General features: G+C 52.3%; 17 protein-coding genes. 3 read left to right on the forward strand and 14 right to left on the reverse strand.

The features are described 5' to 3' along the window. The first annotated feature begins 80 nt into the window (after window positions 1–80). Window positions 81–1,076, forward strand: coding sequence for a Na/Pi cotransporter family protein (locus tag OIN60_RS09460; RefSeq protein ID WP_305754598.1), 996 nt, complete (start codon window positions 81–83; stop codon window positions 1,074–1,076). Here OIN60_RS09460 and OIN60_RS09465 read toward each other — a convergent pair. From OIN60_RS09465 to OIN60_RS09500, 8 genes are all read right to left on the reverse strand, one after another. Next, window positions 1,063–1,503: an NUDIX hydrolase gene (locus OIN60_RS09465; RefSeq protein ID WP_305754599.1), complete on the reverse strand. Its 441-nt coding sequence runs from the start codon at window positions 1,501–1,503 to the stop codon at window positions 1,063–1,065. The genes OIN60_RS09460 and OIN60_RS09465 overlap by 14 nt on opposite strands. Window positions 1,504–1,608: 105 nt before the next feature. After that, window positions 1,609–2,952, reverse strand: coding sequence for a tRNA (N(6)-L-threonylcarbamoyladenosine(37)-C(2))-methylthiotransferase MtaB (gene mtaB, locus OIN60_RS09470; protein ID WP_305754600.1), 1,344 nt, complete (start codon window positions 2,950–2,952; stop codon window positions 1,609–1,611). 1 nt (window position 2,953) lies between these two features. Continuing rightward, window positions 2,954–3,721 carry a 16S rRNA (uracil(1498)-N(3))-methyltransferase gene (locus tag OIN60_RS09475; protein ID WP_305754601.1) on the reverse strand — a complete coding sequence of 256 codons (768 nt, stop codon included), beginning with the start codon at window positions 3,719–3,721 and terminating at the stop codon, window positions 2,954–2,956. 285 nt (window positions 3,722–4,006) lie between these two features. After that, window positions 4,007–5,959, reverse strand: coding sequence for an acyltransferase family protein (locus OIN60_RS09480; RefSeq protein ID WP_305754602.1), 1,953 nt, complete (start codon window positions 5,957–5,959; stop codon window positions 4,007–4,009). A gap of 272 nt (window positions 5,960–6,231) precedes the next feature. Next, window positions 6,232–6,912, reverse strand: a complete 681-nt coding sequence (locus OIN60_RS09485) for a site-2 protease family protein (RefSeq protein ID WP_305754603.1) — start codon at window positions 6,910–6,912, stop codon at window positions 6,232–6,234. A gap of 2 nt (window positions 6,913–6,914) precedes the next feature. Beyond that, on the reverse strand, window positions 6,915–7,880 hold the full coding sequence (prmA, locus tag OIN60_RS09490) for a 50S ribosomal protein L11 methyltransferase (RefSeq protein WP_305754604.1): 966 nt from the start codon (window positions 7,878–7,880) through the stop codon (window positions 6,915–6,917). A gap of 491 nt (window positions 7,881–8,371) precedes the next feature. After that, a complete protein-coding gene (locus OIN60_RS09495) occupies window positions 8,372–8,578 on the reverse strand; it encodes a YfhD family protein (protein WP_305754605.1) in 207 nt (68 codons plus the stop codon). A gap of 47 nt (window positions 8,579–8,625) precedes the next feature. Beyond that, on the reverse strand, window positions 8,626–8,997 hold the full coding sequence (locus OIN60_RS09500; RefSeq protein ID WP_305754606.1) for a hypothetical protein: 372 nt from the start codon (window positions 8,995–8,997) through the stop codon (window positions 8,626–8,628). Between the two features lie 223 nt (window positions 8,998–9,220). Here OIN60_RS09500 and OIN60_RS09505 point away from each other — a divergent pair, with 223 nt between their 5' ends. Beyond that, the gene (locus OIN60_RS09505; protein WP_305754607.1) at window positions 9,221–9,607 is read left to right on the forward strand and encodes a MerR family transcriptional regulator; all 387 of its coding nucleotides are present in this window, start codon (window positions 9,221–9,223) and stop codon (window positions 9,605–9,607) included. Next, a complete protein-coding gene (locus OIN60_RS09510) occupies window positions 9,585–9,923 on the forward strand; it encodes a thioredoxin family protein (RefSeq protein WP_305754608.1) in 339 nt (112 codons plus the stop codon). Before OIN60_RS09505 ends, OIN60_RS09510 begins: the two co-directional genes overlap by 23 nt. 93 nt (window positions 9,924–10,016) lie before the next feature. Here the strand turns inward: OIN60_RS09510 and OIN60_RS09515 are convergent, their stop codons facing one another. The 6 genes from OIN60_RS09515 to grpE all read right to left on the reverse strand — a co-directional run bounded on the left by OIN60_RS09515 (window position 10,017) and on the right by grpE (window position 25,466). Beyond that, entirely contained in the window at window positions 10,017–15,371 is a 5,355-nt protein-coding gene (locus OIN60_RS09515) for a GH92 family glycosyl hydrolase (RefSeq protein ID WP_305754609.1), read from the reverse strand. A gap of 144 nt (window positions 15,372–15,515) precedes the next feature. Beyond that, the gene (locus tag OIN60_RS09520) at window positions 15,516–17,282 is read right to left on the reverse strand and encodes an S-layer homology domain-containing protein (RefSeq protein WP_305754610.1); all 1,767 of its coding nucleotides are present in this window, start codon (window positions 17,280–17,282) and stop codon (window positions 15,516–15,518) included. Between the two features lie 29 nt (window positions 17,283–17,311). After that, on the reverse strand, window positions 17,312–21,316 hold the full coding sequence (locus tag OIN60_RS09525) for a PA14 domain-containing protein (RefSeq protein ID WP_305754611.1): 4,005 nt from the start codon (window positions 21,314–21,316) through the stop codon (window positions 17,312–17,314). A gap of 303 nt (window positions 21,317–21,619) precedes the next feature. Beyond that, window positions 21,620–22,741 carry a molecular chaperone DnaJ gene (dnaJ, locus tag OIN60_RS09530; protein WP_305754612.1) on the reverse strand — a complete coding sequence of 374 codons (1,122 nt, stop codon included), beginning with the start codon at window positions 22,739–22,741 and terminating at the stop codon, window positions 21,620–21,622. A 201-nt stretch (window positions 22,742–22,942) separates the two neighbouring features. Continuing rightward, window positions 22,943–24,778 (reverse strand): molecular chaperone DnaK, encoded by a 1,836-nt coding sequence (gene dnaK / locus OIN60_RS09535; protein ID WP_305754613.1) that lies wholly within the window; start codon window positions 24,776–24,778, stop codon window positions 22,943–22,945. A 103-nt stretch (window positions 24,779–24,881) separates the two neighbouring features. Then, a complete protein-coding gene (gene grpE, locus OIN60_RS09540) occupies window positions 24,882–25,466 on the reverse strand; it encodes a nucleotide exchange factor GrpE (protein WP_305754614.1) in 585 nt (194 codons plus the stop codon). Between the last annotated feature and the right edge of the window lie 58 nt (window positions 25,467–25,524).

Raw genomic sequence — 25,524 nt, forward strand, 5'->3', positions numbered from 1 at the left:
GTCCGCTCTCCTGCATATACGTGGTATAACCGGATTTTTTGAATCAGAACCGCGAACTGCATCAGAAAGGAGACTCCTCCGTGTTCTTTCATGTCATACTGCCCCTGTCAGGGGGGTTGTTCATTTTCTTGGGGGGGATGAAGCTGATGGAAGCCGCACTTAGGCAGTTGGGCGGTCCGCTGTTGTCCAAATGGCTGAACCGCGCCACCGCTTCTCCCTGGAAAGGACTACTCTTCAGCTCAGGCCTCACCGCTCTGCTGCAAAGCAGCACAGCCGTTACCGTGCTGACCATCGGGCTCGTCAACGCCGGGCTGCTCACTTATGGGCGAACACTCGGTATTATCCTGGGCACGAATGTCGGAACCGTCGTCACGACCGAGCTGCTCGGCCTGCAGCTTGGACGATGGGCGATGCCCTTGCTCGGTGTATCTCTGTTGTCTTGGGCAGTGTCCGTCATGCTCGTGGAGCGCGGAGCCCCTTTCCGTGCCAGTCCGCCGCGCAGGCTGCTTGCCTTCCAGTATGCCTGCCTTGCCTGCTCCGGCTTCGCCCTGCTGCTCGGCGGCATCCAGCTTATGCAGACGACCGGCCCCTGGGTCCGGGATGCCGGCGTGTTCCGCTGGTTTCTGGAGCATTCGGAGGACAGCATGTGGTGGGCATTCGCAGCCGGAGCCTGCCTGACGGCCATCATACACAGCAGCGCCGCCGTTATCGGCACAGCGATCAGCCTAGCGGCCGCCGGTGCTCTCCCCGTGGATGTCGGCATTGGGATCGTGATCGGCTCCAATGTGGGGACCTGTGTGACCGCGCTGATCGCCGCACTTGGCGGCAGCCGCGCAGGGCACTTTGTCGCTTGGTCACACACCGGTCTCAACATCGCCGGCGCGCTCCTGTTCATGCCCTTCATCAACGGACTGGAACAGGCTGCGGCCTGGATGTCCTCCGGTCCGGGAACCCAGATTGCACATGCTCAAACCTTGTTCAACCTCATCTGCTCCCTTGCCGTTCTGCCCATATGTTATTTGCCTGTCTGGGAACGAATGGGTTCCTCTCCGCCAGCGCAGCCTACTGTACGCTGATGTTCAGCAGGGCAAGCCCTTTGCGCACAATGGCGTCATTGTTATCGTAGCCATCTTCTCTCTGTCTGCGCCAGGCTGCCTGTGGCTCATACCACTCGACACCCTTGATTTCTTCCGCCTGTGCCTTCAGCGTGCCGTCTACGGCCTCAACCAGGTAATAATGGACCTCTTTGTCAACCTCGCCGTATTCCGCATGCTGGTAAGTATAAGCTATAATATCGACTTTATCCGTGATGCGGCCCGTAATCCCGGTTTCCTCCAAAATTTCGCGCAATGCGGTTTGTTCAACCGTTTCACCGGGCTCCATCTTGCCTTTGGCCAGCGATATTTTACCGTATCGGTCTGTGATCAGCTGGATTTCAAGCGCTCCGTCCTCACTACGGCGATACACGACGCCTCCCGCAGATATCTCTTTTTTGGCGGTCATCTCTAGTTCCCCTTTCTTTGTACAACAAAGGATTTCATCCCCCGGAAGCCGGAAAGACGAAATCCTTGTAGTCCCTTTCTAGCACTTGCAAAGCCGGGTGGTCAGTTAGAGCGCAGTCTGCAAACCTGTCTCCATAACGCGGACAAGCTGACCTCTGCTTTCGTTTACACTTGCTTCGGTCACTTTGACCCGGACAACTTTGCCGATCATATCCTTGGAGCCTTCGAACACCATCTGGATATAATTGTCGCTGTAGCCCTGAAGCAGCCCTGTTCCTTCGGAGCCCTTATGCTCTCCTTCCGGAATCACATCAAGCACCTGGCCTACGAATTTCTGCGCATAGGCAAGCTGCATTTGCTCGGAAAGATCGATCAATTCGTGCACGCGTGTGTTCTTCACTTCCTCATCGACCTGATCCTCCATCCGTGCCGCCGGCGTACCGCTGCGTTTGGAATAGGGGAAGACGTGCATTTCCGAGAAGCCGATTTTCTTCATCAACTCATAGCCGTTGCGGAACATCTCGTCCGTTTCACCCGGGAAACCAACGATGACGTCTGTCGTAATAGCCACATCAGGCATCGCTTTGCGGATCATCAGCATTTTGTTATAGAACTCTTCGGTTGTATATTTGCGGCGCATCCGTTTCAGCACGGTATCGTCACCGGCCTGCAGCGGGATATGGAAATGGCGCACAAGCTTGCTGGAGCGGTTCAGTACATCCAGCATTTTCTCGTCAATCTGGCTTGCTTCAATAGAGCTGATGCGAATACGCTCCAGCCCGTCCACTTTTTCAAGATCCCACAGCAGATCGGACAGATCATAATTCTCCATGTCATCGCCGTATCCGCCCGTATGAATGCCTGTCAGCACGATTTCCTTATAACCGGCCTGCACGAGCTGCCGCGCCTGCTTGATAATGCTCTGCGAATCACGGCTGCGGGACAGTCCACGCGACCACGGAATAATGCAGAACGTGCAGAAATTGTTGCATCCGTCCTGGATTTTCAGGAACGCACGGGTGCGGTCCTGAAAATCGGGAACATCCATCTCTTCAAATACACGGTTTTTCATAATATTGCGCACCGCGTTGATCGGCTGGCGGGATTCCTGAATTTGTTGTACATAAGGCAAAATTTTATCACGGTCCTGCGTCCCGACGACCAAATCCACACCAGGGATGTCCAAAATCTCCGCAGGGGAGGTCTGGGCGTAACAGCCGGTTACGGCTACGACTGCGTCCGGGTTGCGGCGGATCGCACGCCGGATGATTTGGCGGCTTTTCTTGTCTCCCGTATTCGTAACGGTACATGTATTAATTAAATAAACATCGGCTGTCTGCTCTTCGAAGTCGACCTGCTCGTAGCCTTCTTTTTTAAAAAGCTGCCAGATCGCTTCTGTATCATAAAAGTTGACTTTGCAGCCAAGCGTATAAAATGCCACGGACGGCATGTCAAATCCCTCCCATTTCTCCTGACTCATAAAGTATACATGCTAACGCGGTCATACCCGCGGTCTCGGCGCGTAAAATCCGGCGTCCCAGACCCGTGGAACGGGCACCTGCACTTTCGGCGGCCAGGCTCTCCTCTTCGGTGAAGCCTCCCTCCGGTCCAACGACAAGCAGAATACGGGGCTGCTCCCCTTGCTGCCTGCTCTGTTCCATAAAAGGAGCGATCACGTCGCGCAATTGGCGCCCATGCTCTTTTTCATAACAATAACATACCAAATCATACCCCGCAAAAGACGCCAGCAGCTCTTTCCAGGAAAGAGGCGAAGCGATGCCGGGTATGCGGTTGCGGTGGCTTTGCTCGGCTGCTTCCTTGGCGATTTTGCGCCAACGCTCAAGCCGTTTGCCTTCCTTTTTGGCGTCATACTGCACGACCGTGCGTGTGGACAGAAAAGGAACGAAGGCATAAGCGCCGATCTCCGTACATTTCTGGATCACCGTCTCCATTTTGTCGCCTTTGGGCAGGCTCTGGGCAATGGTTATCTTAACCTGCGGCTCCGAGGTCATTTCCAGCCCTTCGATAATTGCCGCGGTGACGCGGTCCTGCTCTATGTGTTCAAGCTCCGCGAGCGCTTCGCGAGTTAGCCCGTCACTGACGATGATCTTGTCGCCGGGACGTCCACGCATCACTTTGCCGATATGACGGGCGTCTTCACCTGTAATGGTGACGCTCTGCTCCTGAAACTGCTCAGGCGGAATAAAATAGCGCTGCATCGTGAGTTCCTCCCTGAATTGCCTGCATCCTTGTACCACGTATCCAAAATATCATCATACAACTTTTAAGGGTGAAAAACCATACCTTATCATGCCGTTCTAGCCGAGCAGAATAATCCCCATAAGCCCATGGAGCTGCTGTTTGAAGCAAGGTGACGCCCATACAAGCGTACCGAAAAAAGAAGAAGCCCTGCAGCGCAGGACTCCTCGTATATGATCAATCATTATGAATAAATCAGGATAAGTGCTCCATCCTTTATGCTTGTAACCCCTGATTTCGGCCTATTACTTCACGCTGTTCTTCACCAGTTCAGCAAAAGCCTCTGACCCTGCCTGGGTCAAATGCACACCGTCCCTTTCAAAATATTCATCATGCCCCTTGCTAGTGCTGTACCAGTCAATCAGAGATACGTTCGCATAACGTCCCGCGACGTCATTCAATACTTTGTTTACTGTCCGTTCCCAAGGACGCGGAACCCTCACGGTCACCAGATACACCTGTTTTTTATTTTTCAGGAGTTTAAGCACGGCATCCAGATTTTTAGAGTTGAAAGAACCGTTTGTCCCAAGCTCCAGTACCACGCTGCTGCCAAGTTGACCGCTATTCTCCAACTGCTGCAATACAGCCGTAGCTTCCCACATCTGGCGGCCAATCTTACCATCCACATGGATTCCAGCAATGGACTTCTCCAAATACGGCTTGGCATCCAGAATCACGGAGTCCCCGACAACGCTATAACTCACCTGACCTGAGAATGTGCCCTCGCCACCGTTCGGACCTGTGGTTTTGCCATCTTTATCCGTTTCGGTTTTCGAGGTATCCGTGCCGGTCGGTTTCTCTCCCTGGTTACTTGTCTCTTTCACATGCTGCTCTTCATTGCCTGTGGATTGCTGAGATGGCTTATTTCCGGCACCGGATGTCTGGGAGGAAGCAGCCAGGTCCTTAACCTGTCCCGGATCGGGCGGAGTTTTCCCGCTCAGCCTCACCAACATTGATTCCGAGTAGGAGGCCGAGCTTGCAGGCAAAGTCTTCATCATATGCGAAATGGTGAACGTCAGCAAAACAACGCTCAGCATCACACTCCCCCGTCTCCACAGCGTACGGCGGGTGAAAACCCAACCAAGCTCCCTTCCCCATACCCGTGACCAGGTATGCCTGAATCCGTTGCATCTGATCGGATTCTCGACATATTTGAACGACAACGAAGCCAGTATAACGGTGGCAAGCACCTGGAGCGCCATACGCAACGGATTTGCTCCATCCGTATCTACCGTTGGTGTAGTCAGGACAATGACCGGGTAATGCCACAGATACAAACCATAGGAGCGTTCGCCGATCCAGCGCAGCGGCGCGGACCCGATTATACGGGCCAGCTGTGACAAAGGATGAGCAAGCACAGCCACAAGCACAGTGGTTGCAAGAGCCTGAACAAGCATTCCTCCTTGATACAGCCATGAATCATACTCGTTGGTGCTCAGCATCATGTAGACCAGCAGCACCAGCGCGGCCAGACCGGATAGATCCAGAGACAGCTGCTGCTTGCCGGCCAATGCATGGGACAGCCTCCGGCTTGGCCACACCACGGCCAGCGCGGCTCCCGCGAGCAAGGCGAAAGCTCGTGTGTCCGTTCCGTAATATACACGGCTCGGGTCCAGATCCGGATTGTACATCATCGCCATCGCTCCAGCCGACAGTCCGGCCAGCACTACAATGGAGACGACCAGCCATCCCTTTTTCCTGAACGACACAATCATAACAAGCAGCAGCAGAGGCCACACAATATAGAACTGTTCTTCAACGGACAATGACCAGAAATGCCCAAATGGCGAAGGAGGACCAAAGCTCTCAAAATAGGACACATGATGAAAAATGTACCACCAGTTGCTTATGTATAACACCCCTGACACAATATCCCCGCGCAACGAGACAAGCCGGGCAGGATCGGTCATGAGCAGCCAGATCATCACAACAGCGGTCATGGTGAGCATGCCCGGAAGCAGTCTTCTGGCCCGCTTGATCCAAAAATCCCCCAACGTAATCCGACCCTGATCCTGCCACTGCATGACAAGAATGTCGGTAATGAGATAACCCGAAAGAACAAAAAATAGGCCCACCCCGAGCAAACCCCCGGGAATAAAATCAAGCTTCAAGTGATAAGCAATAACTCCTAATACAGCAATGGCGCGCAGTCCATCCAATCCATGCATGCGCCGTCCACTCTTCAATGGTTGTGACAAACCTGCCCCTCCTTCATGCTGTGAATCCGCAGCATCGCGGTCGGGAGAGGTTGGCTACGAAATGTTGCTCTGGTTGTTGTTAACATCACGTAAAGCACCTTTCATATTCAATTCCTCATCTTTATGTAAGAAAACATTTTATCGCCTGATGAACATTATACGACGAAGTTCGAGTTAAAAATTAACAATAACAGTTACAATTCAGTAAAGTAATTTTAAGCTTTTCCGTATCCGGCCAGCCTAAATTAAAGAAGGAGCCTGCCGGCTCCCTATTATTGAAAAATGAGCATTGCGAAGCTGGCAAACCCGTGTGCAATGGTATTCACCAGCTCATACAGCGGCGTGATCGTCACTGCCCGCAGCGGCGGCAGCACAAGAATCAGCAGAAAAATAAAGATAGACCATTGCTCAAACTGCTGCAGCTTCCGACGCAATGGAGTGGGAGCTATATCCTCCAAAATTCTGTACCCGTCCAGCGGTGGAAGCGGAATAAGATTGAACAAAAACAAAAGCACGTTGAGCGTAATCATATAATTGAAAAAGATGCGGACCGCTTCAAACACCCGCGGGTTGGAGTCCAAACCGGGCATACCCAAATGCACAATCGCAAAATAGATCAGGGTCGATAAAAAGGCAAGCAGCAGATTACTTAGCGGACCTGCGGCGGATACGATAATGCCCATCAGACGCGGGCGGCTGAAATTGTCGCGGTTGACCGGAACGGGCTTCGCCCATCCGAAGCCTGCAATTAGAATCAGCAGCGTTCCAAGTACATCCAGATGCACCGCCGGATTCAGCGTAACCCGTCCCAGCAGCTTGGCTGTAGGGTCGCCGAACTTGTTGGCAAAGTAGGCATGCGCAAATTCGTGCACAGTGAATGCGATGATCAGCGTCAGCAGAACAAACGGCAGCTCATCAAGGTTGAATTGGAAGAAGCTATTCAGAAAGTCCATCGTCAGCCCTTCCTCGCCACAAAGGCGATCCAGTCTTCATCACGGTGCTTATCCTGAATGGTGAAACCTGCGGCCGTCAGCGCTTCTTCTACGACCTGCTCTTTGTTCTTCCAGATGCCTGAAGCGATATAAATACCACCTGGCTCTAGTGCTTTATACACGTCCTCAACGAACAGCACAATGATCTCGGCCAGAATATTGGCCACTACAATTTTAACCGGCAACTGTACGCCCAATGAAGGATCATTGCCATCCAGCACGGATAGCAGATCACTTTCTTTGACCGTAATTTGCTGCTCCAGCTTGTTCAGGCTCGTATTGTCCAGCGCGCTGGACACCGCCACCGGGTCCAGGTCCAGCGCAAGCACATGCTTCGCACCAAGCTTCACCGCTCCGATTGCCAAAATGCCCGAACCCGTGCCGACGTCAATAATCTCCTCGCCGCCTTCAATGACAGATTCAAGCGTACGCAGACACAAGGAAGTCGTCGGATGTGTTCCTGTCCCGAAAGCCATGCCCGGGTCGAGCTCGATAATCTGCTCCGCTTCGCTCGCTGGCTCGTAATCCTCCCAAGTTGGCTTGATCGTCAGACGCTCCGATACGCGCTGCGGCTTGAAATACTGCTTCCAGGCGTCAGCCCAATCATCCTCGTTGACCGTCCGCTGCTCAAAGCTGTAATCCCCTGGATCAATGTCGAACGTTCTCAATTGCTCGATTCGCGGCTGAAGCCCGCTCTGAATTTCATTTAAGTCCGTTTCCTCGGAGAAGTACCCCTTGATGACCGCCTGGCCCTCGGGGATGTCGTTCAGGGGCCGTTCATACCATTGGCCGTAGGATGTATCCCGCTCCTTGTTCAAGGTTCCGGACTCTTCGATGGATACACCACCCGCCCCAGCTTCGTGCAGGAAGTTGGAAATCATCTCCACCGCTTCCTCTGTAGTATGAATTGTAAGCTCATGCCATAACATCTATCTATTTTCCTCCTCGTCTGCATGTATAACATTTATTGTACTATACATGCGCGTGCGAGTTCAAAAAGAGAGGATCGCATAGGTTTCATTGACCTAGGGTGCTGCTTTTTCCGTGGTGGGAGGCGCTCCGAGAACGAAGCATTCCTGCAATCACTGTTGGCCCTCCGGGCCAAAGGTGAACGCTCCGCTTTTCCGGAATTGCTTCGTTCTCTCCGCTGCTGCGTGCTTTCCCCCACTTCAAGACTAAAAAGACTCTTCGCGGGTCAAAAGGAACTTTTGCGATTCCTGGACAGGCAAAAAAGGTCGAGAGCATCTGCAGCTTCGCTGCTCTCGACCTTTGTAAACAATAAAAGAAATGCGCGGACGACCAGACCAGATCAAACGGAGAAGCCATCCCTCGTAGAGGGATTTACTTTAGAAATCCCATGGCTGCAGGCATGGGATGAATCGGCTCAGTCACAAGCTTTCTGTTGACAGAAGCGGGAGTGTCAAAGCTTGGTCTCTTTGTTCTTGGCCGGATCTGTCAAAATGCGCTCCTGGCGGTGGTTAGCCGCCTCGCTGCGGCGCAAGGCCTCCACATCCTCCTTATCTGCCAATTCGGCCGAAAATTCCACGTCCTCATTTTTGGCGGAGCTCATAATCTTCATTTTCTCCGTTTTCGTAAACGATTTATCATACCGCTTGTTTGCGGACATAACAACAGCTCCCTTCTCTTCTATACTTTTGTTGCTCGAATGGTGTGTTACAACATGCCGCCGGTCTGTTCCACAATAGAGAGCGCCTGATGGTGGACTGATTCATCCACCACAGCCGTCAGGAGGATATTTCTGCCTGTTGGCCCCCCTTGTCCACCATCGCTCATGCCGCTGGCCGAAGGATCGGCCGCTGCCAGAATACCGGAGGTACTATTCGTGAAATCTCCGCCGTGCACAAGCGAGGACAGACTGCCGAATTGTCCGGCCAGGGTCGGCATACCGCCCACAGGCCCGGTTCCCGAATATCTGCTGAAACGGTCGATGGACATATCTACCACCCTCAGCGCCTCCAGCTTTTTGGCCGCGGCCTGTGCCTCCTCCGGACTTTTGAAATAGGCTAAAATGTTCTTCTCACCCACACAACATCCCTCATTCCTCAGTTTTGGAGGTGCCGTCAAAAAATCCGCGCCCGCCAATGGGTAGCATATGCAGAAAATTAGAATTTATTTGGTTGACGTGATGCAACGCCGCTCACCATATCCAGGACTTCTTGTTTCATGTTGCTTCAAAAAATGTTTGACCCTCACACTGATGTTAGGGTTTATGATGGGGATATAACAGCACTCCAGGGAGGTGACGCCTGTGCAAATAGGGGAGCTGTCCAAAGCGACGGGAGCAAGTATTCGTTCCCTTCGTTATTACGAGAAAATGGGGCTGCTGACGGCCTCACGGCTGGAGAACGGATACAGGGAATACAATCCGCTGGCCGTGGAGCAGGTTCGCACGATCCGGCTCTATTTATCGCTGGGTTTGAGTACAGAGCAGATCGCGGGTTTTCTCCATTGCGTCATGAAGAGTAAGGAGGCGTTCTGCGAGGAGGTGCTGCCCATGTTCGAGAAGAAGCTGTCGGAGATCGACGGCCAGATTCTCTTGTTGTCGCAGATCCGGTCAAATCTGATCGACCGGATTGCATCCATTCGTGAGGAGAAAAAGGAGGAGAGCGCGCATGAGCATGCAAACGATCGATGAAAGCCAGTATTTGGAGTGGGTAGGAGGAGCGGATGCCGCCGTCCTGGAGTTCGGGGCAGGTTGGTGCCCTCCATGCAAAGTTTTGATGCCGATACTGCATGGTTTAGCAGATGAATACGGGGCCGCAGTCAAGTTCGCGACAGTGGATGCCGACGAGTCGCCAGAGCTGGCGTCGCAATTCGGCGTCATGAGTCTGCCGACGGTCATCTTTTTCAAGGATGGGCAACCTGTCGACAAGCTCGTCGGCTTGCGGCCGGCGGATGTGTACCGCAACGTGATCAACCGGCAGCTCGCACCATCAAGAGCCGAGCTATAATCCCAAATGACTAATGCTAGGCGTACGCAAAAAAGCGCCTCCCTGCACGGTGACTGCAGAGAGGCGCTTGATAAATAATTATATGATCCGTGCTTATTCAGCCGCGGAAAAAGTCATCGAATCCACGTTACCGACATACATCAGGCTGGATGTGGTGGAACCCTTGAATACGACGCAAATCGTTTGCACACCGTTGAGCGGCTGATCCAGCTTAGCGCTGGCGGTCTTGTACGTTCCCCAACCGCTTCCGGTATTCGGCAGCGCCACCGTACCAACAAGCTGGCCATCCTTATCGTTCAGCCTAATTTCCGCAGTAACACCCGCAGGGGCTTTTTGAGAAGGCGAATCATACACGATCTCGATATGATTTTTGTCCGCCGTACCGAAATCAACCTCGTTAAAGGTCAGCCATGCGCCGTCAAACGTGTTGCCCACAACCGTCCCGCCATTGCTGCTTTCCGTTTTCAACGGCTTGTTATTAAACGTATTGACCTCCGAAGACCAGGTGCTGCGATTCTCAAACTGCACAGTCACATCTGGCTGCGGTTGTTCAGGTTCTTCAGGCATTTCGTCTAAAAAGAAGCTCGCATTGTCAAAATTGCCGATATATTTGTACGTTGAATCGGTTGTTCCTTTGAATACGAGATAGACATCCTGCATACCGGTAATCGTCTGTGTAAGGCTGCCTTTCACCGTGGCATACGTGCCCCAGCCGCTTGCGGTTGGAGGCGTGGCAACGGTACCGACCAAGGTGCCGTTTATGCCGCCAAGGCGGATCTCAACAACCGCATCGGCGGCTGTGTTTCCGGTGTTGCCCACGTACTCAATGGAAAACTGGTTCGCTCCCGTTGTGCCAAAGTCCATATTGAGATAGGCCAGCCATGCGCCATTAAATGTATTTGCAACCTGCTGTCCGCTCTTTCCGGACTCTGTTTTCAACGGGCCGTTGTTTGCCGGATTCGCATCCGTGGACCACTGATCATAGGCTTCCAGCTCAAGCCGGGCATAATCGTTTCTGATCTTGAGATAATCCAGTGTGAAGCGGTCGAAATTACCCATGTAAAGACGGCTGCTGTCCGTGCTGCCCTTCATGACAAGATATAAATCCTGTGTCCCGGTTATCGTTTTGTCCAGGTTCGCTACCGCCTTACTGTATGTTCCCCAGCCGCTGCCTGTATTCGGCAGCTTGACCGTGCCTACAAGCTCGCCGTTAACCCCGCCCAATCGCAATTCAAGAATGCTGTCTGCCGGTGTTCTCGACGTTGGAGCATCATACTCAACCGTAACACGGTTCACTCCTCCCGCTCCGAAATCGACATCCTCATAGCTGAGCCATGCGCCGGTAAAGGTGTTAGCCACTACCGTTCCGCCATTGGCGGATTCCGTTTTCAGCGGATTGTTGTTAAATGTGTTGACCTCTGTGGACCATGCGCTGCGGTCTTCGAACTCAAACACACCGCCCGTGCCAGATTGCTCTCCGTCCTCCGGTATTTCAATGATTGGAGGCGTTTCCTCCTTCACTGGAAGCGGCAGGGGTTCAATTTCCGGCTCTTCCCCTGGTGTCCCCGGATTCGGATTCGGTTCCGGTTCAGGCGATGGAGCCGGCACCGGTTCGGCCTGGGATACGATTGGCTCAGCCAGCCACAGCGAATCGTACACATTGCCGTTGTAATCATCCACTAGGTAGATATTCAACTGATAATTGCCTGCATTGACGTTAAAGGTCTGCGAAAGATCGAAGCTTCCCGTCTCAACAGGCACGGCGTTGGACACCCAGGCTTGTTCACTGCCGTTCATCAGTTGGAACACAGCTACCGCCGAATCGACATATTGGCCTTTTAAAGTTCCGCTGATATCCACGACCATATTGCCCTTCCGGTTTACATCTGCTTGCAGATCAAAAACATCCCACAGAATGTCCGACGTATAAGCCTTATCCGACTTCAGCACCTCGCCGGTCGCCCGGCCCTGGCTTTCATCCTTCTTGACTCTGACCTGAATCTCTCCTGCCTCATATTCCGCCGGACCAACGATTTGCGGATTGGAGGTGGCAGTCTGCCAATGTGCACCGTTATCTGTACTGAATTCATAATCTGTCGGCTGTTCAAAACCGGGAACATTCGTCCAGCCGAACGTATTGGCAGCATCGTCCACGAGCGGCAGAGTCGGAGCAGCAGGTGTCGCCATCTCCTTGACGGCCGCCAGGCTGAATTCGAAGGCGATATCCGAGCTCGTGCCATTGGACTGATGAACCTCCGCAGTCAGCACGTTAGTGCCTTCAACCAGATAAGACGGATCAATCACATAACTGTTCACATTGCGCTCGTCACCGACCGTCGCATTCGCATAGGCGCCGTAGTCCACCTTTCCTTGCGCCATATTGGTGCGGATGATTTCACGGCCGTTCAGGTACACGACCGCTCCGTCATCCCGGATCAGGCCGGCTTCCAATTTCGTGATATCCTCAAGACCGGTCACCTCAAACGTTTTGCGGAAATAAGTGGTCGGATACTTGTTGTTTCCATCCGGGCCATAGCTGACCACTGTATTTGCAAAACCTTTGCTGTCGTAGCCGAGCGCTGCTTGTCCTATCGCCCAGGAGCTGTCGTCAAAATCGAGGGTTGTCCAGCCTTCGCCTGCATATTTGCCCTTGTCCAAATACTTCCATTCCGACTTCTCTGCAATCATATCCTGACGGATCAGATTGTTATCGATCTCTGTCGAGTAATCCGTTGCTGGCGGCATCGCGGCCTTGGAAGCGCCCCAGGACGTATTCGGCACAGAGCCCATCGAAAATTCCAGGGTACCGCCCTGCATAATATCCTCATAACGAATCCAGGCTTGATCAAAATTCGTGCCATTCAGCTCGGCGCTCTGAATAAAACGGTTGTCGCTGGAAACGTTGTTGGCCTTGATCGTAAAGGTCTTACCGTTATCCAGATGCAGTTTCACTTCCGAGAAAATCGGCGAGCCGATCAGGAACATCGCTTCACCCGGATTTCCCGGGTAAATGCCCATGGCGCTGTATACATACCAGGAGGACATCGCACCAGCGTCATCGTCCATCGACGGCAGATAACCTTCCGGATCAGCACGATAAACCCGCGACTTGATCGGATACGCATAACGGCCATGGTTATGGTAATTTTGCGTAACAACCTCTGTCGTATATTCCCTTGCATAATATTGCGTCAAATAAGGCATGCGCAAATAGTTAAACAGGTAAGGAGCATCGAGGTCAGTTTCATTAACCGCCATATATTCGTTGATTTCAAAGAAATGCAGCAGCTCGCCCGCCATGTCACGCATGCCGCCCATCAGGTCGGCCAATCCGGCAATATCCTGCATCACGAACCAGCGGTACTGCCACAGGTTGCCTTGATAAGCATATTTATCGACCTGCGTCACTTCCGAGGCTGACACATTGCGGGCATTTGGCGTGAAGAAACCGCGTTTTTCGCCCTTCTCATCCACTTGCTCCGGATTCCACAGTTTTTTATAAGACAAGGCAATGTCTCTGTACTTCGCATACGTATCCTTGTCGCCCAGCATTTCGGCGAGCTTCATCGGAAAATACGCGCTATAGGCTCTTTCCAGCTTGCCGGAAACATCATTGTCACTGTACACATAATGGTCGGTGTCAACAGCCATGCCTTCCAGCGCCGTATATGCATCAAAATCTGTAAAGCCTTTGGAGTAAGCATCCAGAATGACAGCACCGTTAAACTCATTTCGTACCGTCGGGCTTGGCCAATAACCATCGCCATATTGAGTATAAGAGCCTCTTGTTTTATAAAGATCAACGAGCGATTTTACCATGTTTTCGTATTTCTTCGGTTCTAAGACGGAGTACAGCGGGTACTTCCGAAAATCATCCCAGGTTGACCAGCCGCTGTAGTATTCAAAATCGTCGCCAAGCTCCGAGGTATTACGAATCGTATTTTCATCCCTGCCCGCCCGGAATTCGCCCGTCGAGCTGGTTACGTTTTTCGGATGCAGGAACATATGATACAGATGTGTATAAAAGATGGTTTTCTCTTCTTCATTGTCATCCGTAATTTCAACCTTGCCCAGCACTTCGCTCCACATGCTGCGCGCTTTCTGGTGCTGTGCGTCAAAATCCCAACCCGCAATGTCGTTGTCACGTTCGGATTTGGCCTGCTCCACACTGATTGGAGAGATTCCGACCTTGGCCTGAATCACTTTATTGTTCTGTGTGTTGAAATCCAGCCACACCCCGGTGTTAGAACCGGTGCGCTGAGGCACAGCTCCTGTATCGCTGCCTTTCCAGGAGGTGTATGAAGCAAAATCATGGTCAAACTGAATCGAATAATACAGCTTGTAATAGCCATAGCCGCACACGTTTTTGGACTGAATCATGCCCGAAATTTCGTTGTTGTTCTCCACGTTCAGGCTGGCGTCCAGCATGCCAGCGTAGGAGTTGGACAGATCGACGAGCACGGAGCCGTCCGCCTCATTGGCTGGGAACGTGTACTTGTGAAATCCGACGTTATCCGAGGTCGTCAGCTCGACGTTGATGCCGGAAGCCAGATCTACGCCATAATAACCAGGCGAAGCCTGCTCGCTGCTTTTATCATATTTCTGCTTGTATTCGCTGCTGTTATTCGTGAAGGTACGGGTTTCCGGCATCATCAGCATATTGCCGCCCGCACCGCTGCAGCCGACACCGCTGAAGCGCAGATGCGAGAAGCCTTTCAAATTTTTATCCTGATAATAATAACCGCTAAACGCTCCGCCATCCCCATCAGGACCCAGCGAAACGAGGCCAAACGGTGTGGAAGGTCCCGGATTTGTCTGCCCGTTGTCACCGAGTGTGTTGATGAACGGGTCTACATAATCCACCGGCAGCTTGTTGGTCGCAGGATAATCAGGCTCTTGCCCTTCGTCCACGCCGTACAATTCGAGCTCGTACAGCCGTACCGTGTTATTGTCATTCGCCCCGCGCTCCACATAAAATCTGACATACCGGCTGGAAAAGGCCGGAACATAGCGGTCAACAACCGTTTGCACATTATTTCTCACGGCATCGACGGTTTCCCACTTTTTGCCGTCCACACTTTTTTGCAGGCGGAAATCCTTCGTGTTCCAGAACGGAACGTTACCGGATTCGCTGAAGGCTGCATTGTACACAACCCACTCATTCAGCGTGTACACCTTGCCCAGGTCCAGTTCCAGCCATTTGCCTGCGCCGCTGGAATTGTCGCACCATTTCGTGGTGGCGTCGCCATCAACAGCATTTTGCGGGCCCTCGTTGCTATTGCATTGTCCCGAAGCTGTTACCTTTGCGTTCAAGGCAACGTTGCGGGTGTTCTTTCCCTCCGCAGAGGGGGCGGCAGATGCCGCCCAAATCAAATTTACCGTTACGGATTCCAGCATCATCAATATGCATAATGCGGCTATTATCCTTACTACCAACCTTTTCACCATGGCGTGCCGGTCCTCCCGCTTCCCTTTTATCAAGATTATAGAATTCATAAGTTTTCAGCGGAGCTGAACAATTCTATGATCGCAAGAAAAACTTCCGCTAAATGCGGTCTGTCTTCTGTGAATGTACGTCGATAGACGTTTTTCTTATAAGCTGTCTCCCAGCAAGCGCTGGATCATCACGGCGACTTCAGCCCGCGTTACCGGGTTTTGCGGCTTAAAGGCTTTGCCGTCTCCCTCGATCAACCCTGCTGACCAGGCTTCCTTCACAGCCGCAGCCGCCCAGGAAGAAATCTTGCCTGCATCGGCAAAGGATGCTTCACCCTGCTGCTTTCCGGAAAGGCTGAAATATTTCGCCGCCCGTACCAGCGATACTACCGCTTCTTCACGCGTAATCCGGTCTGCCGGACGGAATTTCCCGTCATAACCGGTTACGATGCCAAGCTCTGCCGCAGCCGCGATCGTCCCGGTATAATACTGCCCTGCAGCCACATCCGTGAACGGATTTTTGTCGGTATTGCCGGATGCACTGCCTGTCAACTCAATCGACCGCATGATCAAGGTAACGAATTCGGCTCTTGTAATGGCACGGTTTGGTTCATAGTGCCGCTCGTCCACACCATTGACGATCTGCTTGGCCGCAAGCTGCATCACCGCCTGCTCCGCCCAGTGTCCGGCCAAATCAACAAAGGTTTTGCTGTACTCAAGCACCGCATAATACGAGAAATGCTTGGCCGTAAAGGTGAGCACATCTCCGTTAAGCTTGCCGCCGATATGCTGCAACTGCTTGCCATCCACATAATACACATCCGCCAGAGACGCGCGCAGCTTGGCTGCCTGCTCTGCCGTCAACCGGATGGACACCGAGGCAGGCTTGTCCAGCTCGTGAATCTCCACAACTTGACCGTCTGTTATGAGCTGTATAACTACGGAAAGCACGACCCCAGTCGCTGCGTAATCCGCATTCGTTTGCAGCGCCTCTTCAATCACTTTGCCAGCTTCCTCTGTCATGACCGTATTCAGCACAAAACGCAGAATGCTTTGCTCCTTGGTCGAGGACACGCCGATAGAGCCAGCCGGGAAACGGACCGTATGGTTTCCCGATGTAATGATCAAATCGAGCCGCTTGCTCTGAAGATCCTTTAACGCGCCTGCAGGGAATTCCAGTGGCGCACCAGATTCACCGGCTGTTGCAGGAAGCTGGATGGTTACGGCATCCTTCGCCTGACCCGCAGCCTCCGCCATCGTTCCGGCTCCTACAATGTAGCTGCCGTTCTGCCCCTGCTCCGGTTGAATAACCGCAGCGGCTGCTTGACCGGCACCAGACGAAATGCCCGTTTGTTTTGGAGGGGTCACAACCGTGCCGCCACCACCGCCGCTGGAGCCGGACCCGCCACCTGAGCCGCCGCCGTTGCCGGGATTACCCCCGCCGTTGTCCGGATCATTACCGCCGTTGCCAGGGTTGCCTCCGCCGTTATCCGGGTCGTTACCGCCATTGCCAGGATTATTTCCATCCCCGGCAACCGCAAATGTTTTGCTTGCCTGAACGCCGCCGCTTCCAGCAACCACCGTATAGGTCCCCAAGGGAGCCAGTTCCTCACTCGTCGGAATCGCCACGTTCACACTATAGCTGCCTTCGGCGGCAGTGATGACATCAACATAAAATACCGTCTGATTGGGACTTACGATTTTTAGCACAACATCCTGCATCCCTGCCGGAGCCGTTCCGGAGATTGCAATTCCACCGCCGCGCCGCACCTCAGTCGCGCTCAGCTCCAGCGTAAAAGCAGCCGCTGTATTGTCCGCAGCACCGGCGCTCTCTGTCAGGGCCGTGCTACCGGCCGCGGCCGCATAAACCGAAGCCGGTGAAAGCAGACATGACATAACCAGACCAACCGTTACAAATTTCTTCACCGTATGTTGTCCCCTCTTTCTCTCATCCATTACCGGAACTCCACCGGTTCTGCCAGGTGTGCTGGGATGTCAAGGTCGCTATTGAATTCATCGAATACGAATACCTTCACCCTGTAATTCGCTCCGCTTACATTAAAATATTGCGCGACCGGCAGTTTGCTTTGCTTGACAGGAATCGCGTTGATGAGCAGAGGTGTATCCCCGTTCAGCAATTCAAAGACGACGTAGGCTTCCCCGCTGTACTCTGCCAATTGTTCTACCTCAACCTCGACCTTCAGCCCTTTTTCCCGTGTCAATGTGCCAGTTAAGGAATACGTATGATGAACACTGTTGGCCGTGAACGGCTTGTCTGAAGCAAGCGGCAATCCTGCTGCGGTTCCCGCAGCCTCATTCGCTTTGACACGCACCATGACCGTTCCGGCAGCATAATCGGCATCCCCGACAGGCTGAGGATTCGCTGTAACATCCTTCCACGTCGAACCGCCATCCACACTGTATTCGTAATCAGCAGGCTCGGCATATCCTGGCACATTCGTCCAGCCAAACGTATTGTATCCGTCGTTCACGACAGGCAGAGTTGGGGCTGCTGGCACGTTACCGTCTGTGCTGATCGTGCTGGCAGGCGAGTTATCGCGTTTATCCACTGCCGTAACCGCAAACACATAATCCTGGCCTGATTTCGTGCCTTCTACCGTGTATTGATAGCTGGTCAGCCCCTCAACCGCAGGCACATATACGCTCCAGTTGCGTCCCATTTTGCCATTGGCCTCATAAATTCTAAAACCTCTCACCACATCTTCCGCGCTGCCATTCTCCGGCTTCTGCCACGCAAGCACCGTTTTGCCGTCACCCGTTTCGCTTGCCGTCAAGCCTTGAACAGACGCAGGCTTGCTGTCATTTCTTACAATCGTGTAGGCGTCAAACGGTACCTCTTCGCCGGAGCGGTAGGATTCAAGCGTGAAGCTGTCCTCCGTCATCTTGATGCCCGTATACACCGGCTTGCGCGGTTGCTCGAATGCGGCCGCATAGTACTTGTTCAAGCCTTCATTGACGTCGTAGTACTTCGTGCCGGCAGAGTTATTGACGATGTACATCGTCCCGTCCGGGTTCACCGGATTGCCACCTTCGTCCTTCTCGATATCCGTAACTGCCTTGTCCCCGTACATTTGATGGGATCTCATATAGGTATGGTCATGTCCCTGCAAAACAACATCAATGCCAAGCTCATCAAAGACCGGAACCAGCATATCCCTTAATTCATAAATTTCAGCTTCGTCCGAATGGCCGCCGACCGAATAAATCGCTTTATGGAAAGCAACCACCTTCCATTTTTTATCCGTTTGAGCCACCTCGCGCTTCAGCCATTCAATTTGCTGTTTGAAAGATTCACGCTGCCGGTTATCCCAGCCCATGTCCATCGTATTGATGACCATGAAATGGGCGTCGCCGTAATCATAGGAATACACGCTTCCCGGCGGCAAAGGATCATCGATCGAATCGTTAGGGTAATAGAAATGATAATAATAGTTATCGTTATAAGGTCCTTCATGATTGCCTACTGCTGTCATCAGAGGCAAATTGAGCAGCTTGTCCTGCGGCTTTTCAAAATAATCGAGCCACTGATACTCCAGCGCGCCCGCATCGACCATATCTCCGGTCATCACCAGAAATTTGGAATCTGGGAACTTGTTCAGACCTTGTCCCAGCGTATCTGCCCACACTTCATAGTCATGTGTATTGGCTCCTTGTGAATCCGTCATATATAAAAATTCATAATCTTGCTCATCTTCAGCTTCCGTCGTAAAACTCCCTACATCGCTCCAGTTGTCATCGCTGCCCACCCGGTACTTATACGCAGTCCCAGGGGTCAGGCCAGTGACAAGCACCTTATGGCTGATAAAGGAGCCTCTCGTCGAATTGGTAATTTTAAGATCCAACACTTTGGTATCTTCCGGTTCTCCCGCAAACCGCATGACGTCCGATGTGTCAAAGTCCCCGCCGGCCGGTATAACCTCCACGATGCTGTCTTTAGCGTTTTTAGGCGCGTTCTCGGGTTTATCATACTTGGTATACCAGGCAAATGAACGGTTCGTTTTCGGACTCCCGTAGAACGACATCGCTATCGAAATCGGTGAGTAATCCAGAGATACGGATTGGTTCAGCGGGCTGAAAGCAAATGTCCCGATGGTGCCCTGTCCGTCCGCCGCCAATCCGCCGCTGCCATCATATTGAACATTCACAAGCTGGGTGGTCAGGATCGGCGCTTTAAGCTCCAGCTGCAGGACGGAAGCGTTCTCTGCGGAAAGCTCGGCTGTAGTCACCGTTCTTGTCCCTTCGCCAACGGTCACGCTTACATGCTCTGCAAGGGTGTCCGGCACTGCCGACAGCTCGTTCAGGAACGTCAATTCAACATGCTTGCCGTCCGCAGCAATCGTACCGGATATCGGTCCGTCATAGTCTGCAGGCAGATAAAACGCTTCGGCAGGCACGATCTCCTTGGCTACACTCGGGCTTTCCCAGTGCAAATACAGATTGGAGCCGCCGTAGTCCTCAAAATATTCAATTTTAATTTCATATTTCCGGCCAGCCTCAAGCGTAATAGGGTCACTCGAGTACTCGACATCCCAATCGTTGTCCCAGTGATCAATGACTGTCTTCCCGTCGATGGACAAACGGAAACCATTGTCTCCAATCATGGAGAAGGTATAAGGCTCGGAAAACTCTGGGACAATCTGGCCCGTCCAGCGGATGTTGGCATTGTCATTTTGTCCGGTCCAGGTGCTCAAAGCCCCTTCAAGGTCTTTAAAGTTGATTTGCGGATCGATGCGGGTCGCTTTATAAGCGCCAAAGGCAAAATCGCCCCCGCTGTTGGTATAATATTCAGCCAGCAATCCCTGATCATTGGCTGGTTGCACCACTTCTTCATCCGATGCGCTCAGCTCCAGCGCAAAGAAGGTGTCTGAGCTGCTGCCCGCATTTTGATGCACCTCCGCTGTAATCACATTCTTACCGTCCACAAGCAGAGCAGGATCAATCGCAAAAGAATTCTCATCCCGTTCGTCACCAACCGCGCTTGCTGCAAGGATGGTGTATGTAATCGCCCCGTCAGGCATATTGGTTCTGTACACTTCCTGGCCGTTCAAATAGATGACTGCCCCGTCATCACGGATAAGCGTACCCAGGAGCTGTTTAATGGCCGCCGCATCTGTTACCTGAAACTCTTTGCGGTAATATGTCGTTATATGTTTGTTTTTGGAATCCCCGTATTGGATCTTAGTCTTTAAATTCTGATCTTTGCCAGTGCTCGCATATCCGAGCGGAGCCGCGCCTTTTGCCCAGGCACTGTCATTAAAATCAACTGCACGCCACGTTGTGCCCTGATCGGAGCCGTCGTCCAGATAGGACCATTGGCTGTCGCTCGCAATGGGATTCGAATCTGTCAGAGTCGGAATGGCGACAGGCTCTTCCATGTAACCATAAGCCTGGAACTCATAAATATTTGCCGCATAGCTGTCATCCGAAGAGTTAGCGGGATCGGTGATGTTCAGCTTGAAGTACCTAGCCGACACCGGCTCAGATAAAGGATGCACGGTCTCATCGTACACATTGCCTGTTACCGTAACGACCGGCTCCCAATTCACATCATCGTCGCTGACTTCAATCGTATAATCGCTGGTGTTGGATTCTTGCTGCTCACCACCTGCACCAGCATGCTTTATTTCAAACCGGCTGATTGTCGCTGTGGCACCAGCATCAAGCTTCAGCCAGTAAGGGTTATCTGCAGATGGAGGAGTTGCCCCCGTTTCATATGACCATTTACTGCTGCCATCGCCATCAATTGCCTCACTGGGCGGTTCGGCTGCAGCATACCCGCTGGCCGTTGCCTCAACGCTCGGAAGTAGGAATATATTGGATTCCTCTGCCGCCTCCACATACGGAATGATCTGCATCAGGTTGGTGGAAGCCACCATCATCAAGCAGATCATGGACACAAGTACACGCCTTGCCATCATCTTCATTCTTTTTAGCCCCATTCCTTTTTCTTCCTCCTCCGTGCTTATGATCCCTATTCTCCTGCTGTCTTTTGTATAGGCCTAAGGATAGATATTAAATAGGTTTAATGAAATGACTTCATTAGAATTGTTTTCCTGTTGTAAACTTTCTTCGAGCAACCATTTATTTCTTTAACAAACAGGCAATATTCGACATTAGATGGAAGTCATTGAGATAGGACACAGATTACGTATGTTAAAGGAGGAAGAATAGAGAGGAAGGTTAAATACAAAAAAACAGCAGGCTAGGAATATTCTCCTGCCTGCTGTTACAAATTTCATATGTTAGTCTCCACGAAACGCACGTTTCATGCGGTCAAAAAATGATTGCTCGTTCTCATGGTTCTGCTCACCGCTCAAGGACGCAAATTCACGCAACAGATTTTTCTGCTCCTCGCTCAGCTTGCTCGGTGTCACAATGACCACCTTAATATGCTGGTCACCCTGCCCGATACCGCGCAGGCGAGGCACACCTTTGCCTTTGAGGCGGAAGTAAGTACCTGTCTGGGTGCCGGCCGGAATCTTCAGCTTCACCTTTTCGGTCAGCGTCGGAATTTCGATCTCATCCCCGAGCGCCGCCTGTGCAAATGTCAGCGGCACTTCACAGTAGATATCGTCTCCTTCGCGCTCGAAGAAGTCATGCGACTTCACGCGAATGACAATGTACAGATCGCCGGCTGGTCCTCCGCGCATGCCCCCCTCGCCTTCACCGTTCATACGCAATTGCGCGCCGTCATCCACACCGGCAGGAATCCGCACATGAATCGTGCGCTGCTTGCGAACTTTGCCTGTTCCGCTGCACGTCGAACATTTATCTTTGACGATTTTACCCGCACCGCCGCAGTTGGAGCAAGCACGACGGTTGACCATACGTCCGAAAGGCGTATTTTGTACGACTTCCTCCTGCCCAGTGCCCCGGCAGACCGAACATGTTTCTGGATGTGTCCCCGGCTTCGCGCCTGATCCGTGACAGGTATCACAGCTTTCCGTCCGTGGAATCGTAATATCCGTCTCTTTACCGAATACCGCTTCCTTGAACTCAACCGTCATGTTGTATTGCAGATCATTCCCGCGCTGCGGAGCATTCGGATCACGCCGACCGCCTCCGCCGCCAAAGAACATATCAAATATATCCCCGAAGCCACCGCTGAAATCGCCGGAAAAGCCGCCGCCCATACCCTGATTGGGGTCGATATGCCCATATTGGTCATATCGTGCACGTGCTTGCGAGTCACTCAGAACATCGTAGGCCTCTTTCACTTCCTTGAATTTGGCCTCGGCATCAGCAGCCTTGTTGACGTCAGGGTGATACTGACGGGCTAGCTTGCGGTATGCTTTCTTGATTTCATCCTCGCCGGCGCCTTTGGAGACACCAAGCACCTCATAATAATCACGCTTATCAGCCAATGTTCCACCCCCATGCCTTCAACGAAGTCATCATCTCAAAACAAGGAAAGCCAAAGCACGGGACGCCCCGGCTTTGACCTTCCCTACAAACGTGGATGTACAACCCGTTATATGCGTATTTCTGTACAGTATATCATACAACGGCGTATTTTACCGGAAGTGACCCAATTACGGCTCGGCCATCCGGCTCATGCCCCGTTATTAGTCTTGCTTCTTGTCTTCGTTCACCACTTCGTATTCTGCATCCACTACGTTGTCGCGTCCGCCTTCCTTAGCCTGCTCTCCTTGAGCCTGCTGAGCTTGCGCAGCCTGCTCGTACAGCTTAACGGACAGCTGCTGAACAATTTCGGTCAACTCTTCCGTAGCCGCTTTGATTTCGTCCAGGTTGTCGGATTCCAGCGTTTTTTGCAGCTTCTCTTTCGCAGCGTTTGCTTTCTCCACCTCGGAAGCGTCGGCTTTGTCGCCAAGGTCCTTGATGGTTTTGTCTACCGAATAGATGAGCTGGTCAGCACTGTTTTTCGCTTCAACAAGCTCTTTGCGCTTCTTGTCTTCTTCCGCATGCAGCTCGGCATCCTTCATCATGCGTTCCACTTCCTCGTCGCTCAAACCGCTGGAAGAAGTGATCGTGATTTTCTGGCTTTTGCCTGTGCCTTTGTCGGTTGCCGATACGTTAACGATACCGTTCGCATCGATGTCAAAGGTAACCTCGATTTGCGGCACGCCGCGTGGTGCAGGCGGGATATCGCCCAATTGGAAGCGGCCGAGCGTTTTGTTGCCGGATGCCATTTCACGTTCGCCTTGCAGAACATGAATTTCAACGCTTGGCTGGTTGTCCGCATACGTCGAGAACACCTGCGATTTGCTGGTTGGAATCGTCGTATTGCGGTCGATCATTTTCGTGAATACGCCGCCTGCAGTTTCGATACCGAGGGATAGAGGTGTTACGTCCAGCAGAACTACGTCTTTAACGTCGCCTGTCAATACACCAGCCTGCACCGCAGCACCAAGTGCTACGACCTCATCCGGGTTAACGCCTTTATGCGGGTCTTTGCCTGTCAGTTTTTTGATCGCTTCCTGAACGGCAGGAATACGAGTAGAACCACCGACCAGCACGATTTTGTCGATATCGCTGGCGCTCATTCCAGCGTCGCTCATCGCCTGACGTGTAGGCCCCAGGGTGCGTTCAACCAGATTAGCGGACAGCTCTTCGAATTTGGCACGAGTAAGGTTCACTTCCAAGTGCTGAGGCACACCGTCCACAACCGTGATGAACGGAAGAGAAATCGTAGTCGTCAATACACCGGACAACTCTTTTTTCGCCTTTTCCGCAGCATCCTTCAGACGCTGTACGGCAGCTTTATCCTTGCTCAGATCGATACCCTGATCCTTTTTAAACTCACTTACAAGATAATCGATGATCACTTGGTCGAAGTCATCGCCGCCGAGACGGTTGTCACCGCTGGTGGCTTTAACTTCGAAGAATCCGTCGCCCAGCTCAAGGATCGATACGTCGAACGTACCGCCGCCGAGGTCATATACAAGAATCGTTTGATCTTCAGACTTCTCAAGTCCGTATGCCAAAGCAGCCGCAGTGGGCTCATTGACGATACGCAGCACTTCAAGGCCTGCAATTTTACCCGCATCCTTAGTAGCTTGACGCTGGCTGTCATTGAAGTAAGCCGGAACGGTGATAACCGCCTGGGTTACCGACTGGCCAAGGTATGCTTCCGCGTCGGATTTCAGCTTTTGCAGGATCATCGCCGAAATTTCTTGCGGGGAATAATCTTTAGCATCAATCGATTCTTTGTGATTTGTACCCATATGGCGTTTGATGGAAATGATTGTACGGTCCGGATTGGTGATCGCCTGGCGTTTAGCCGTTTCACCCACAATACGTTCTCCGTCCTTCTTGAAGCCTACAACGGAAGGGGTTGTGCGTGCGCCTTCCGGATTAGGGATAACGACCGCTTCTCCGCCCTCCATGACGGCTACGCAGGAGTTGGTTGTACCCAAGTCAATACCAATTACTTTACTCATACGCGTTATGTTCCTCCTTCGGATTGTACCACGGGCATGATACCCGTTGCGGTATATGTGTAAGTATCTTGTCGCAAATTCCGGGGTATAGCAGCGTCTATGCTTACATGCTTACTTTAACCATTGCTGGCCGCAGCACTTTATCTTTCAGCATATAACCTTTCTGAACTTCCTCAACAACGATACCCTCTTCATATTCATCGCTTTCCACCTGCATAATCGCCTGGTGAAACTCCGGATTGAATGGCTTGCCAATCGTTTCCATCGCAGTGACGCCTTCAGCCGTAAGAACGCCCTCCAGTTGACGGAAGATCATGCCTACGCCCTTGGTAAAAGAATCGCCATCTGTACCCTGTGGAGCCGTGGCCAGCGCGCGTTCGAAGTTATCCACGACCGGCACTAGCTCAGTAACCAGCTTCATGGACGCATACTTGGCAAGTTCCTCTTTCTCCTTCTGTGTCCGGCGGCGAAAATTATCATAATCAGCCTGTACACGCAGAAGACGCTGTTGCTGCTCCTCAAGCTCGGCACGAAGACGGGCCACTTCACCGTTCTCCTCCTCGGCTTCAATGGAAGCAGCTTCATTCATCGGCTCTGTGGCTGTGTCCTGAGCAGTCCCGTTGACTTCGGGCGTCTCCTCCGTATTCAATTGCTGTTCTTCTCCCTGAATCGTTTGTTCATCTTTCAAGATGTTCACCTCCTTAAGGTAGTACGACGGGTAGTCTGAGACTACGCAGGAATCCCCT

The organism is Paenibacillus zeirhizosphaerae (genome assembly GCF_030705605.1).
GTDB lineage: Bacteria > Bacillota > Bacilli > Paenibacillales > Paenibacillaceae > Paenibacillus > Paenibacillus zeirhizosphaerae.

Bases quoted from the DNA above. Each gene is read 5' to 3' on its own strand.
- OIN60_RS09465 (WP_305754599.1), bottom strand. From the start codon at position 1,503: ATGACCGCCAAAAAAGAGATATCTGCGGGAGGCGTCGTGTATCGCCGT.
- mtaB (WP_305754600.1), bottom strand. From the start codon at position 2,952: ATGCCGTCCGTGGCATTTTATACGCTTGGCTGCAAAGTCAACTTTTAT.
- OIN60_RS09475 (WP_305754601.1), bottom strand. From the start codon at position 3,721: ATGCAGCGCTATTTTATTCCGCCTGAGCAGTTTCAGGAGCAGAGCGTC.
- OIN60_RS09485 (WP_305754603.1), bottom strand. From the start codon at position 6,912: ATGGACTTTCTGAATAGCTTCTTCCAATTCAACCTTGATGAGCTGCCG.
- prmA (WP_305754604.1), bottom strand. From the start codon at position 7,880: ATGTTATGGCATGAGCTTACAATTCATACTACAGAGGAAGCGGTGGAG.
- OIN60_RS09495 (WP_305754605.1), bottom strand. From the start codon at position 8,578: ATGTCCGCAAACAAGCGGTATGATAAATCGTTTACGAAAACGGAGAAA.
- OIN60_RS09510 (WP_305754608.1), top strand. From the start codon at position 9,585: ATGAGCATGCAAACGATCGATGAAAGCCAGTATTTGGAGTGGGTAGGA.
- OIN60_RS09515 (WP_305754609.1), bottom strand. From the start codon at position 15,371: ATGGTGAAAAGGTTGGTAGTAAGGATAATAGCCGCATTATGCATATTG.
- OIN60_RS09525 (WP_305754611.1), bottom strand. From the start codon at position 21,316: ATGGGGCTAAAAAGAATGAAGATGATGGCAAGGCGTGTACTTGTGTCC.
- dnaK (WP_305754613.1), bottom strand. From the start codon at position 24,778: ATGAGTAAAGTAATTGGTATTGACTTGGGTACAACCAACTCCTGCGTA.